This is a genomic window from Bartonella sp. LJL80, assembly GCF_054871565.1.
Genome location: NZ_JBTXLM010000001.1, coordinates 657,873 through 671,264, shown reverse-complemented (window position 1 = coordinate 671,264; position 13,392 = coordinate 657,873). Strand labels below are relative to the sequence as shown.

At 50.1% G+C, this 13,392-nt stretch carries 11 protein-coding genes; 7 read left to right on the top strand and 4 right to left on the bottom strand.

Going from position 1 to position 13,392, the window contains the following annotated elements:
- Positions 1-100: 100 nt before the first annotated feature.
- The 6 genes from ACYSNS_RS03025 to ACYSNS_RS03000 all read left to right on the top strand — a co-directional run bounded on the left by ACYSNS_RS03025 (position 101) and on the right by ACYSNS_RS03000 (position 8,541).
- Positions 101-1,129, top strand: coding sequence for a YjgN family protein (locus ACYSNS_RS03025; RefSeq protein WP_461721638.1), 1,029 nt, complete (start codon positions 101-103; stop codon positions 1,127-1,129).
- Positions 1,119-2,201, top strand: coding sequence for a M48 family metallopeptidase (locus tag ACYSNS_RS03020; protein ID WP_461721637.1), 1,083 nt, complete (start codon positions 1,119-1,121; stop codon positions 2,199-2,201). The genes ACYSNS_RS03025 and ACYSNS_RS03020 overlap by 11 nt, the downstream gene beginning before the upstream one ends.
- 195 nt (positions 2,202-2,396) lie before the next feature.
- Positions 2,397-3,140, top strand: coding sequence for a hypothetical protein (locus tag ACYSNS_RS03015; protein ID WP_461721636.1), 744 nt, complete (start codon positions 2,397-2,399; stop codon positions 3,138-3,140).
- Between the two features lie 142 nt (positions 3,141-3,282).
- The gene (locus tag ACYSNS_RS03010; RefSeq protein ID WP_461721635.1) at positions 3,283-4,041 is read left to right on the top strand and encodes a TSUP family transporter; all 759 of its coding nucleotides are present in this window, start codon (positions 3,283-3,285) and stop codon (positions 4,039-4,041) included.
- Between the two features lie 61 nt (positions 4,042-4,102).
- Entirely contained in the window at positions 4,103-5,011 is a 909-nt protein-coding gene (locus tag ACYSNS_RS03005; RefSeq protein WP_461721634.1) for a HEPN domain-containing protein, read from the top strand.
- 86 nt (positions 5,012-5,097) lie between these two features.
- Complete coding sequence (locus tag ACYSNS_RS03000; protein ID WP_461721633.1) at positions 5,098-8,541, top strand: acyl-[ACP]--phospholipid O-acyltransferase; 3,444 nt, start codon at positions 5,098-5,100, stop codon at positions 8,539-8,541.
- 68 nt (positions 8,542-8,609) lie between these two features.
- Here ACYSNS_RS03000 and ACYSNS_RS02995 read toward each other — a convergent pair whose 3' ends face one another.
- The 3 genes from ACYSNS_RS02995 to ACYSNS_RS02985 form a co-directional block, all read right to left on the bottom strand.
- Positions 8,610-9,011, bottom strand: coding sequence for a hypothetical protein (locus ACYSNS_RS02995; protein WP_461721632.1), 402 nt, complete (start codon positions 9,009-9,011; stop codon positions 8,610-8,612).
- 58 nt (positions 9,012-9,069) lie between these two features.
- On the bottom strand, positions 9,070-9,843 hold the full coding sequence (locus ACYSNS_RS02990) for a transporter substrate-binding domain-containing protein (RefSeq protein ID WP_461721631.1): 774 nt from the start codon (positions 9,841-9,843) through the stop codon (positions 9,070-9,072).
- 77 nt (positions 9,844-9,920) lie between these two features.
- Positions 9,921-10,811: a LysR family transcriptional regulator gene (locus tag ACYSNS_RS02985; protein ID WP_461721895.1), complete on the bottom strand. Its 891-nt coding sequence runs from the start codon at positions 10,809-10,811 to the stop codon at positions 9,921-9,923.
- A gap of 105 nt (positions 10,812-10,916) precedes the next feature.
- Between ACYSNS_RS02985 and ACYSNS_RS02980 the strand changes: the two genes are divergently transcribed.
- Positions 10,917-11,933 carry a YeiH family protein gene (locus ACYSNS_RS02980; protein ID WP_461721630.1) on the top strand — a complete coding sequence of 339 codons (1,017 nt, stop codon included), beginning with the start codon at positions 10,917-10,919 and terminating at the stop codon, positions 11,931-11,933.
- 113 nt (positions 11,934-12,046) lie between these two features.
- On the opposite strand, the gene hslU is transcribed toward ACYSNS_RS02980, so the two are convergent.
- A complete protein-coding gene (hslU, locus tag ACYSNS_RS02975; RefSeq protein ID WP_461721629.1) occupies positions 12,047-13,357 on the bottom strand; it encodes an ATP-dependent protease ATPase subunit HslU in 1,311 nt (436 codons plus the stop codon).
- Positions 13,358-13,392 lie beyond the last annotated feature (35 nt).

Genomic DNA, 13,392 nt, shown 5'->3' with positions numbered 1-13,392 from the left:
TTATCAGTTGTTACAAAGATGTAAGATTGGCGACACATAATTTTGACACAGAAACAGCTGCGATTTTCTGTTTCACACGCTAAACGAAGAGGGGGCTCTTTTGGACAAGACAATAGCAACCGGTGTCACGACACCGCAGTATCAGCCATTGCAGTTCACCGGCACAGCGCGCGATTATTTTGGCATCTGGATCGTCAATATTCTGCTGACGGTTTTGACATTGGGTATCTATTCGGCTTGGGCGAAGGTGCGGCGTCGGCGTTATTTCCAAGGGCACACCATTCTTGAAGGGCATGGCTTTGGATACCATGCCACCGGCAAACAAATCCTTCTTGGCCGCCTTTTGGCTTTGGGTCTGATTATCCTGCTATTCATTCCATTTGTTAATTTCTTTGCCTATACCGGTGTCTTGGCCGTATTGCCGATGCTCTACCACCGCTCTTTGCGGTTTAACGCGCAAATGACCAGCTATCGGAATGTACGGTTTAGCTTTCAAGGAACAACCGGAGGAGCTTACAAGGCCTTCCTGCTTGGCCCCCTCATCAGCTCGATGAGTTTTGGTGTGCTTATGCCAATCTCCGCTCAGTGGCAGCAGGAATATATCGGTAACAACATGATGTATGGCGACCGGCCATTCAAAACGGAAATTCCCATCACAAGCCTTTATAGAATCTGGTTTATCCCTATCATTTTTACCGGCTTTCTGGTAGCAACATACATTGTTTTTATGATTGTCATGATCAATGACAAGACCGGCAGCATACATCTGTTTTTGCCGTTTCTTTTCATGTTGACCTATTTTGTTACCATTATAGCGTGGATGGTTTACGCTGTCAGTTTGCGCAATCTGGCGTGGTCGCACAGTATTTTCGACAACAAGCATCCTATTCGCTCCACCATGGGGCGTCGGCGCTATCTATGGATCATTGTGACCAACAGCATCGTCTCGATCGTCACATTCGGTCTCATGCGCCCTTGGGCAGCCGTCCGCACGGCGCGTTTTACATGGGAAAACACCGCAATCAAATTTACCGAAGACCTGGGCGAAATTGTATCGCAGGTCGAAAAAACGGGAGCACCGATGGCTGCCGAATATCTAGATCTTGAAGGCTTCGATTTTGGCTTCTAACGAACGCGCGACACCGGTTGACGGGCAATGGTATCCGACAAATTCCAACCGTTTTGAAACGGTCACATTGGAACTTGTCGGCAAGGAATTGCTCATTCGTGACCACCAGCAAAAACAGCTTTGCCATGCACCGGTGGAAGCGATTGTCATTTCAGCCCGTGTCGGCGGCATCGCGCGCGAACTGACCTTTCCGGATGGCTCGCTATTTACCAGTTTTGACAATGACGCGATCGATCGACTCTTGGCGCTAACGGGTCATAAAAAAAGCCGCTTCATAGCCGATTTGGAGCGTTTCCGCCCAAGGCTTCTGGTGTTTATCCTTGTGGCGGTCGCATTGATCTACGGGGCATATCGTGTCAGCATTCCTGCTTTTATTGAAATGGCTGTTTATGCCACGCCGAAGCAAATTCCCGATGCCATGGGCAAAAGCACGTTTGCGGCGCTGGAACGCACCATGCTTTCACCGTCAGAAATACCGGAAAGCCGCCAAAAGGATGTGCGCGCGCTGTTTGATCGGCTTGTAAGCAAAACTCCCGAAGACCATTCCCGTTTCAGGCTTTATTTCAGGCAAGCGCCAGACGATATGGGGCCAAACGCTTTTGCACTGCCAGATGGACGCGTGGTGATTACCGATGAATTGATTACATTTGCCGGTGATGACGATGCGATGATTGCGGGTGTGCTCGCCCATGAAATTGCCCATGTCGAGCGCCAGCATAGCCTGCGGCAAATCTACCGTGCAGCGGGCATGTCGGCTTTGATCATGTTCGTCACTGGCGATATGGGCGAGTTATTGGAACGTATTCTGCTGGAAGGCAATGTGCTTTTATCCTTATCCTATTCGCGCGCAGCAGAAGCCGAGGCCGACCTTGTCGGTGTCAAGCTGATGATGGATGCCGGTTATGACCCCGAGGCGCTTGCACGCTTTTTCGAGCAATTGACTGCCAAGATCCGCAAATCGGATGAAGATGACAACCAAATGTCCATCTTTGATACGCATCCGGGCGATAAAAACCGCGTCAGTGCCATCCGCGGCGAGATAAATCGATTGAAAAGTCTTCTCAGCCCGTAAAAGCCTCAAGAGGCCGGAACCAACGTATTCATCTTTCATTAAGCATGTCACATAGCGTGTGTGAATTGCCTTGAAAAAATCACTTTCCGGTCATTGTCGTGCAACAAGTTGTGCCTAAATGGGCTGTAGCAAATGTTGGCCCAATTCGACATGCGCAAAACCAAATCGGCAAAAAATGCCTGAAGGAGCCCTAAAATGACAGCCTATGCACGGACACTTCTCAACCGTCCTCATCATGAGAAACGCGAAGGAACAGATGCAGAGATTTTGGCGACGCTCGGTTCACTCAATGCGCGTGTCGTGATGTCATTTGACCTTCTCAATGAAACGGCACGCCAGTTGGCATCCAAAGCCGAGATGCAGAATAAGGACGACTTGTTCATCGTCGTTAGCGATAAGGATAGTCCGCATGAGGCTATGGCCTTGTGCCGCATGACATTATCGGGCCATTTGCAACCTTCCGAAAGCTTTCGCGCAGCCGGTCTTGTGGATAATTTCAAGGTTGAGGTCAACCAGACCGAACCATGTTTCCTGACTATCGCGCCTTTTGAGTTTGCCGACGAGGCAAAGGCCCACCGTGCCCAAGGATTGTTATGGCAGTCGATTGCACGTTATTGTGCCTTGAACGACGTGGATTATGTGGTTGGCAGTCTGGCATTCAATAGCCGCTATCCCGCAGCCCACGCGTTGGAATTGTCCTATCTTTACCATTTCTGCCGGTCGCAATCGGGTTTGCGGGCCAAGGCTGAAAATGGTGTGACGATGGACATTATGCCGGAAGAAGCGATCAAGCCTGACGAGGCATTTTCCTCACTGCCGCCGATGTTGCGCTATTGCCTGCGTCTTGGCGCCAAGGTGGGAGACAATGCGATTGTTGACCGCTTGAAAAACCAGACGCGGATTTTTCTGCTTTTCCCTGCCCGCGCCATCAGCGCCTAACAGCTGAAGGAGCCATTCTTCACAAAGCTTTGCCGTTGCGACAACGACAAAGCTTTGTGAAGGATAGCGGCTTTTTACATTCTTGCCATTGCCAACCGGCGCAAAATGCGCAACAGCTTTTCCCGGCACGGGAGGGCTGGGTGTGGCGCATATTTTCCTTTTTATCATCGTTGTCTTTGCTGCCGCCTATGTGCAAACGGTGACGGGCTTTGCCTTCGGCCTTGTATTCATGGGCTTGATTGGATTAACCGGCCTTATCAGTGTGGAAGATGCTGCCGTGGTGGTGAGTATTGCAACCATCGTCAATGCCTTTGTGGTTCTGGTGCGTGGCTGGCGTTGCGTCAACCTGCGCTACCTGGGACTGACATTACTGGGGGCCATCCCTTGTGTCCTGGTCGGTTACAGCATTCTTGAATGGTTGGCGGGATCATCCCTGCTTCTGCTGGAAATGCTTTTAGGTTTGGTCATTATCGCCTCGAGCTTTCAACTTCTTTTCCAGCCTAAACCGCTCAACCATGTTTCCCATGGCTGGACTTTCACACTTTTCGGCACCTTTGGCGGGCTGCTCAGCGGGTTGTTTTCCAGCGCGGGGCCGCCCATCGTCTATCACTTCTATCGCCAACCCATCGCCTATCCGGTTATACGTGAAACCTTATTGGCACTTTTCACCTGCACGGGGTTTATGCGCCTTGGCACTGTTGTTGTAACAGGCGGCTGGCATATCAGCATTTTGTGGTGGTCGTTGTTAAGCTGCCCTATCGTTATCATCGCAACAGTTCTGGCGCGGCGATACCCACCAAAGCTTGCTCCCAACGGAATCAGACGCGTCGTGTTTGTTCTATTGTTTCTTTCCGGCCTATCACTGGGGCTGCCAGCAGCCCTGACAATGATTTTTGGATGAACTTGGTCTACGATCCTGCAGGTTTTACTTTTGTTTTAAGATATATCGTTTAAAGCTTTTGATGATGGAAAACAGACTGTCCCATTTGCCGCAAGCCAAACAACAGATGATCGAGCGGATGCTTGATACGATATTGCGTGTGTTTCAAGAACAGTTTGCGCCAAAGCGCGGCCGCAGCATCAAGGATGCCCATATTGTCAAAGTCATTCTTTACGGTTCGCATGCCCGCGGCGGCTATGTAAACGACTTTGTTTCGGGCTATCATTCCGACTATGATTTTTGCATTCTGGTCAACAATGCGCGTTTTAAAAACTTCAAATATTGGCACGGCGTGGAAGCGGCACTGAAAGAAATTCCCTCCCCAAGTGACAAAGACCACTCACGCGCCAGCCTGATTGTACATAGTTATCGGGAAATGAATGCAAGGTTGAAGGATGGCTGGCCGTTTTACGCAGACATTGTGCGTGACGGTATGACGCTTTACACGCTGGATGGCTATGACCTTGCACCGATCGGCCCGATGAAAAAAGACCGCCGCCATGAAATGGCCGTCAAATGGTTTCATCAGGAGCTTACTGAGGCAGGTAAGTTTTTTAGACATTATAAATTTGATCGAAGCGAAGGAGAAGGCAATAATAATCTTGCCGCTTTCAATCTCCATCAAACCACGGAATGCCTTTACGTTTGTGTCCTGCTCACACTGCAACTATATGCGCCGAAATTGCATGATTTAAAGGCGCTGCATCAGCGCGCTGTGGATCTGGTGCCAGAGCTGAAAGATGTCTGGCCGGTCCATGACCGCTTTGCTGAACGTGCCTTTGGGCGGTTGCGTGATGCCTATGTCAAAGCGCGCTATTCGCCCAAATACGAGATTACCAATGAGGAGCTTGATTGGTTGGAAAGCCGCATCATCGTTTTGCGCCAAATGGTGGAAGCGGCTTGCAAAACTGCCTTACGGGAAAATAATTGAACGGCGTTCATTTTTTGATTGCATTATCGAAGGAACCGGCTTAAATATGAACAATGTTCAATTTTTGTCAGCCAGAGGGGATGACGATGACCGACCAAACAAACACCAATGATGGCTTTAAACCTGTTCATGAACCTGCGAAATTGATGCGTTCGCGCCGATTTGCACCGCTGTTCTGGACCCAGTTTTTTTCTGCCTTCAACGATAATTTTGTTAAAAACACATTGGTGTTCCTTATTCTTTCGGTAGTTGTATTGCAGCACCAGCCTGCCATGATAACTCTGGCTGGCGGCATATTCGCTCTGCCTTACCTGTTGTTTTCAGCCACGGGCGGCCAGCTTGCTGACCGTTTTGACAAGGCCCGTGTCGCGCGGATGATCAAATTTGCCGAAATCTTTGCCGCCCTTGCTGCGGCTGGTTCGCTGTTGGTGTCATCGGTAACGTTGATGATGGTTTCGTTATTTCTTTTCGGCTTGGGGTCGGCGCTATTCGGGCCGGTCAAATATGCCATTCTGCCAGAGCAGATGAGCAAGGATCAGTTGCCACGCGCCAATGCATGGGTAGAAGCGGCAACCTTTATCGCTATTCTTGCCGGCACTTTGGCGGCCGGCCTAAGCTTTGGCCTGCATGAAGGGCCACAAATCATACCGGCGATGCTGATGATCGCCTTTGCGCTGATTGCTTGGGGTGCGAGCCGTTTTATTCCTGCCCATACGCCCGCCAAACCGGATTTGGCCATCGACCGCAATATAGCCCGTGCGACATTCTCACTTCTCAAAAATCTCGGTGTCGATAAACGATTGCTGACAGTGACATTGATGATTTCGTGGTTCTGGTTTGTCGGTGCCATGCTGCTTTCTGTCATGCCTGCTTTGACCAACCTTCTGGGTGGCTATCATCACGGTTTCACGCTTTTCCTCACCGTTTTTGCCATTGCTGTGGCGGCTGGCTCGGCCATTGCGGCATGGCTTTCTGCAGGACGTATCGTTCTGCTGCAATCGGTTGTCGGCACATTTATCTGCGGTTTGGCTTCGATTGATCTGGCCTTTGCTATTCGCGGTCTTGATACAACGATTATTGTCGAGAATTTCAGCCAGTTTCTTGCCCATCCGGGTCTTACACGCATCGTCATTGATCTTGCTTTTGCAGCATTGTCGGGTGCATTTCTGGTTGTGCCGGGTTTTGCCGCCTTGCAGGCTTGGGCCAAGCGTGAAGAACGCGCCCGTATTATTGCAGCAAACAATATTCTTAATTCCGCTATTATGGCCATTGGCGCCGGTCTTGTCGCCTTGATCCAATATTTTGGCGCGACGCTTGATATGATCGTGCTGGGCCTTGGCATCGCCTCGCTTGTCGCATCCGCTTTCATGTTGAAATTTCTACCCACCAACGCCTTCCGCGATTTCGTGTCCATATTATTCCGCGCATTCTTCCGTCTGGAAGTCAAAGGGATGGACAATTTTGCCAAGGCTGGCGAAACGCCTATCCTGGCGCTCAATCACGTTTCGTTTCTCGATGGTTTGCTGGCATTGGCCGTGTGTGAAACCACCGGTTTGAAAAGTCCTGCTTTTGCCATCCACTCGGAAGTCGCACGCCGCTGGTGGGTGCGTCCGTTCCTGCAATTCATCAATGCATTCCCCATGGATCCCACCCGTCCGCTTGCTGCGCGCCGTCTTATCCATACGGTCAAGCAAGGCTCTCCTCTGGTTATTTTCCCCGAAGGTCGTATCACAGTAACCGGTGCCTTGATGAAAGTTTACGATGGTGCCGCCATGGTTGCCGACAAGACCGGTTCAAAGGTGGTGCCAATCAAGATTGATGGTTTGGAGCGCACCTATTTTTCACGTCTTTCCGGCATTCAAACCCGCCGTTCCCTGTTTCCTAAAGTGCGCGTTACCATTACCGAACCCGTCACGTTGGAGCTTGATCCGGAATTGAAGAGCCGTGCACGGCGGCAGGCGGCAGGCAACGAACTCTATCGCATTATGTCCGATCTGGTTTTTGCAACATCGGGCAAAGATGGCACAGTGTTTGAAGAGCTGGTGAAAGCTGCCCACAATTACGGCATGCGCACCAATGCCATTGCCGACCCGCTCAACGGCGGCATGACCTATGGGCTTATGCTGACAGGCATTCGCGCGCTTGCCGTGCAGTTTCAAGCCTTAACCAAAAATGAAAAAGCTGTTGGTATTCTGCTCCCCAATTCGAATATGACGGCCTTGTCGTTTTTTGCGCTGCAATCTGCTGGAAAAGTGCCCGCCATGCTCAATTTTTCGGTTGGACTTTCCACATTGCAGGCAGCAACCAAGGCGGCCGAAATTCGCACTATTATTACGGCACGGGCATTTTTACGGCAGGCCCGTCTGGATGAAACCGCTGAAGCACTAAAGGCCGCCGGCATCCGCTTTATCTATCTCGAAGATTTAAAAAAGAATATCTCGACGGCAGCAAAGCTGAAGGCTTTTATCATGCGCAGCAAGCCGGTTGACAAGAAGATCAGCGCGCAGGATGCGGGCGCAATCCTGTTCACCTCCGGTTCGGAAGGCACACCGAAGGGTGTCGTGCTGAGCCATGCCAATATGTTGGCGAATGCGGCACAGGCAGCTGCGCGTATTGACTTTAATACATCCGACAAAATCTTCAATGTGCTGCCGATGTTCCACTCCTTTGGTCTGACTGCCGCAACGGTGTTGCCGCTGGTCTATGGCGTACCGGTTTATTTCTACCCTTCACCACTGCATTACCGTGTGGTTCCGGAAGCTATCTACTCGTCCAATGCGACGATTATATTCGGCACCGATACTTTCTTGAACGGTTATGGCCGCAATGCCCACCCTTATGATTTGCGCTCGATCCGCTATTGCTTTGCCGGTGCCGAACCGGTCAAGGCTGCCACCCGCGAAATGATGATGAATAAATTCGGCATTCGTATTCTTGAAGGCTATGGCGTCACCGAAGCATCACCCGTTTTGGCCTTGAATACACCTATGTATAACAAGGTTGGCAGCGTCGGCAAATTAATGCCGGGCATCACCGCGCGTCTGGAGCCAGTGGAAGGCGTGGAAAAAGGCGGGCGCCTGTTTGTAAAAGGCCCCAACATCATGGCCGGTTATGTCACAGTGGAACAGCCGGGCAAACTTTTACCGCCGAAAGACGGTTGGCATGACACCGGTGATATTGTGGATATTGACGACGAGGGTTTTGTGACCATACTGGGTCGTGCCAAGCGTTTTGCAAAAATTGGCGGTGAAATGGTTTCGCTTTCAGCTGTGGAAGCCCTTGCCGCCAAGGTTTGGCCCGGTGTCGCGCTGGCTGTTGTTTCTGTGCACGATGCCAAAAAAGGCGAACGTCTGGTGCTGGTCAGCGAAGATGATACACCCAATCGCGCCCAATTGTTAAAATTCGCGCGCGACAACGGTGTTGCGGAAATCGGCATCCCGTCAAAATTTTTAGTCGCCAAGCTGCCTTTGCTTGGCACGGGTAAAATCGATTATGTGACTCTGAAAAAAATGGCGGAAGATATCGGTTAAAAGAAAAAAGATGGGCAGGTTTTGCCCATCTTATCCATCAGTGCTATTTTTGAAAAAATAAAACACGTTTATTTTTTTTCTGCATTCCAGCTAATTGCATTGGCTTCTATCGTTGCATTTGCTGGACTATCAATTACTTCTCCGGAAATTGATGCGCTACACTGTTTCTTATCCGGCATAAGACTGGCACATTTTTTCAAACCATAAACCAGATCTTTTTTGGGAGCATTTTTAAGGCGAACATAGATATTTCCAACATTGCCTGTAGCCGAATTCACATTGCATAAAAGTCTATCAATACTGACAGCAACAGCGAGACAATCATCAATCTCGACAGTCTTACCTTTTAAATCATCATATTGAACTAGAAAATCAAATGATGTCATTTTCTCAATATCTTGCGCACTGGCAGATGCTATCGTTGCAAATGTAGCTAATGCGATAGACACAATTTTATACTTTAATTTCATTACTTCCTCCATTTTTAAATGTTAATCAAAATACATTTTCTTAGGCCTTTTAGGTATTCTATTGTTCACCCAGCCATTGCGCCGCAATCACATTATATTCACCATTCTTTTTAGTCAGTTTCAACCACTGATCGACATAAAGCTTCCACGAAATATCGTCTTTCGGCAGCATGTAAGCCTTTTCAAGAAATTGCAGCGGCATATCGGGGTTAAGCGCGCATAATGTCGGATAATTGCGCTTTTGATAGAGCGCTTCGGAAGCATCGGTAATCATGACATCGGCTTTATTGTCCACGAGATTCTGGAAGATAATCGTATTGTCATGAAAGAGCTCGAGCTGTGCATCCGGCATATATTTGCGCACGAAAGCCTCGTTGGTGCCACCTGCCGGTTCGATCGCGCGAACATCATTGCGGTTGAGCTGCGCGATGGTGGCATATTTATCTTTGTCTTCGCAGCGCACAAATGGAATTTTGCCGTCAACATCCAGCGGTTCAGACATATAGGCTTTTTGCTGTCTGGCCATTGAAATGGAAATGCCGCCCATGGCGATATCGCATTTATTTGCCAGAAAGTCGGGCATCAAGGTCTTCCATGTGGTTGGCACAAATTCCACTTTCGCATCAAGGGTCTTGGCCAAGGATTGCGCCATGGAAATGTCGATCCCCTCATAGCTGCCATCTGGTTTGAGAAAAGTATAGGGCTTGTAATCCCCGGTTGTGCAAACCCGCAAGGTTTTAGATTCAAGTACAGCATCCAAGCGCGAAGAAGCCGCATAAGAACTGCCCGGCAAGGCAATACCGGTAACCAGAATGAGTAATAATTTTTTCATGGCGCATCCTCCGCTCTCGAATCTTTCAACGGGTTCGTCTAACATCATTTTGTCGGGAGTGGAAAGGCATCGTGCGCTCACGCCTTGGTTTCGGCTTCCAGTAGATTCACAAATGCCTGCACTGCCTTGGTTTGATATCGGGCTGGATGTCGAGCCAAAATAAGATCACGCGAAACCGGTTCGAAATGCAGCATCACCATAGTGCCTGCCGCAATCTGCGTACCGGCGGCGAGATTGGACACCGCTGTTATGGCATTGCACGATTGCACCGCCGACAAGACCGCCTCGTTTGATGGCAGTGTCAAGACGACAGGAAACGCCGCGCAATCATGGCCTCGCTCGGTCAAAGTTTGCTCGAATACCGATCGTGTACCGGAACCTTTTTCACGCATAATCCACGGAAAGGCCACGAGATCGGAAAACGTCACCTTTGCCTTTTTCGCCAGAGCATGATGTTTGCCGACGACGATCACCAGGCGGTCATGGCCGATGATACGCACGTCCAATCCGCCATCCAGCATATCGCCTTCTGCCAGCCCGATGTCGGTCATGCCGGACTTTACCGCTTCTTCCACCTGCTTTGTGTTGCCAATCGTCAAGTTAAGCGCAATCAGCGGATAGGTGGTGCGGAATCGAGCGAGATAAGGCGGCAGCCAATAACTGGCGATCGTCTGGCTGGCATGGATCGAAAGCGAACCGCGCTGCAATGTGCCAAACTCGCGCAAGGTTGTTTCGGCCATTTTGGCACGCGCCAGTGTCTGGCGACATTCTTCAACAAAAATCGAACCGGCATCGCTTAAACGAATATGTCGGCCCACACGATGGAATAGTTGCACCTGAAAGCGCTCTTCCACCGTTTTTATGGCACTTGAAACTGCCGAAGGTGTCAGATTTAACGCTGCCGCCGCCTGCGTCAAATGCTCCCTTTCTGCGACAAAAACAAATATGCGCATTTGCTCTAACGTGATCATTCTACCCTACCGTTCGATATTATCAAACGTTTTATATCATATTTTCAAATTGATTAAACATTGGAACCACGATAGCCAAGACGGATCAAAAGGTTTCATATCATGTCGCTTACAACGCAAACATTACTCTATCGCTTCGCACCCGGCATTCTTCTATGCGCCGGTGTGTCGATTATCGCCTATCTTCTCGAAATCGCTGAAAGATCCATTTTCGGGGAAGCATGGCTTGAAAGTCTGGTGCTGGCTATCCTGATCGGTACTGCCCTTAGAATGTGGCAACCTATGCCGGCAATCTTTGCCGAAGGTATCGGTTTTTCCGCAAAAATTCTGCTTGAAATAGCGGTGGTTCTGTTGGGGGCGAGCATCAGTGTCCACGCGGTCATTTCCGCAGGCTTCGGGCTTCTGGCCGGCATTGCAATTATCGTATTCATGGTGATTATCGTAACCTATGGGCTGGGCCGCCTGTTCGGGCTTTCATCCCATCTTGCAATGCTTGTAGCATGCGGCAATTCTATTTGCGGCAATTCCGCCATCGCCGCTGCCGCTCCGGTCATCAAGGCCAACGGATCGGATGTCGCCGCATCTATCGCGTTTACAGCGGTTCTGGGTATTGTTGTCATCCTTGCTTTGCCATTTGCAGCACCACTTTTGTCGCTATCCAACACGCAATATGGTGTTTTGGCAGGAATGACAGTCTATGCCGTGCCGCAGGTTTTGGCAGCAGCCGCGCCGGTTTCCTTTGCCAGCGTGCAGATTGCAACACTCGTCAAACTCGTTCGAGTGTTGATGTTGGGACCGGTAATATTCTTCCTTGCACTTCTCTATGGCGCTGGTGAACGTGGCAAAATGCGCTTAACGCGCCTTGTTCCATGGTTCATTGTCGGCTTTGTCCTATTGATGCTGGCACGATCGGCAAACATCATACCAACAGTCGCTTTAAAGCCGATGGCCGCAATTGCCAATGTGCTGACAGTCATATCCATGGCGGCCCTTGGTCTTGGTGTCGATGTCCGGTCTTTGAAAAAAGCCGGCGGACGCGTGATTTTGACCGCGATATGCTCGCTCTGCATTCTTGCCCTGGCAAGCCTTGTGATGATTTCAGTGATCAAAATGCAATAATGCTTAAAGTAAGAAACAGCCCAAGGGGCTGTTTCTCATCGGGAACTATTCATTTAAATGATATGGTCTGCCTTCAAAGCATGTCCAAAAAAGTCACCAAGCGACTACATGCTTTAGAGGATAAAACGTGACAAATCCGTATTGGCCGCAAGCGCTCCAACCGCCTTTTTGACATAGGCCGCATCCACCGTAAAGGTGGAGCCAGATTTATCGGGCGCAGTAAACGAAATATCGTCAAGAACCCGTTCCATCACCGTTTGCAAGCGACGTGCACCAATGTTTTCAACGGTCGAGTTCAAATCCACAGCGATGTCCGCCAAAGCGTCGATGGCATCATCGGTAATTTCCAACGTGACTTCTTCTGTCGCCATCAGCGCGATATATTGCTTGATCAGGCTGACCTCTGTCTCCGTCAGGATGCTGCGGAAATCTTCCCGCGTCAAAGCATTCAACTCCACACGGATCGGCAAGCGTCCCTGCAATTCGGGCAGCAGATCTGACGGTTTGGAAACATGGAAAGCACCCGAGGCAATAAACAGAATATGGTCGGTTTTGATCTGGCCATATTTGGTAGCAACGGTGGTTCCCTCAACCAGGGGCAAAAGATCGCGCTGCACGCCTTCGCGTGAGACACCAGCACCCACACCACCTTCACGGGTGGCGATCTTGTCGATCTCGTCGATGAATACGATACCGTCATTTTCCGTCACGCGTAGCGCTTCCTGCACAATCTGGTCCTGATCGAGAAGTTTGTCAGATTCATCATCAATCAACGGCTGGAATGCATCTTTGACGGTGGTTTTGCGCGTTTTGGTGCGGCCACCCATTTTGCCGAAAATGTCTGACAGGTTCATGATGCCCATTTGCGCACCCGGCATGCCGGGAATGTCAAATGTCGGGGCACCATTATTGCTGTTATCGGCCACTTCAATTTCAATTTCGCGGTCATCCAGCTCGCCTTCGCGTAGTTTTTTGCGGAAACTATCACGCGTTGCAGGGCTGGCTGTCTTGCCCACCAGCGCTTCAAGAACGCGTTCCTCGGCGTTGATATGGGCTTTCGCTTTGACATCTTCACGCCGCTTGTCGCGCACAAGGCCGATGGCAATCTCGACAAGGTCGCGGATGATCTGTTCGACATCGCGACCGACATAACCCACTTCGGTGAATTTGGTGGCTTCGACTTTGACAAAGGGGGCACCGGCAAGCTTTGCCAGACGACGGGATATCTCAGTCTTGCCAACGCCCGTCGGCCCGATCATAAGAATATTTTTCGGCATAACCTCTTCACGCATCTGGCCTTCCAGCTGCTGACGGCGCCAGCGATTGCGCAAAGCAATGGCAACAGCGCGCTTGGCGTCATTCTGGCCGATAATGAAACGGTCAAGCTCGGACACGATTTCTCGTGGGGAAAATACAGAACTCATTCGATAAAGCTTTCTCTTCAAGCCATTTTGCCTTT

Bases quoted from the DNA above. Each gene is read 5' to 3' on its own strand.
- ACYSNS_RS03015 (WP_461721636.1), top strand. From the start codon at position 2,397: ATGACAGCCTATGCACGGACACTTCTCAACCGTCCTCATCATGAGAAA.
- ACYSNS_RS03005 (WP_461721634.1), top strand. From the start codon at position 4,103: ATGATGGAAAACAGACTGTCCCATTTGCCGCAAGCCAAACAACAGATG.
- ACYSNS_RS03000 (WP_461721633.1), top strand. From the start codon at position 5,098: ATGACCGACCAAACAAACACCAATGATGGCTTTAAACCTGTTCATGAA.
- ACYSNS_RS02995 (WP_461721632.1), bottom strand. From the start codon at position 9,011: ATGAAATTAAAGTATAAAATTGTGTCTATCGCATTAGCTACATTTGCA.
- ACYSNS_RS02990 (WP_461721631.1), bottom strand. From the start codon at position 9,843: ATGAAAAAATTATTACTCATTCTGGTTACCGGTATTGCCTTGCCGGGC.
- ACYSNS_RS02980 (WP_461721630.1), top strand. From the start codon at position 10,917: ATGTCGCTTACAACGCAAACATTACTCTATCGCTTCGCACCCGGCATT.
- hslU (WP_461721629.1), bottom strand. From the start codon at position 13,357: ATGAGTTCTGTATTTTCCCCACGAGAAATCGTGTCCGAGCTTGACCGT.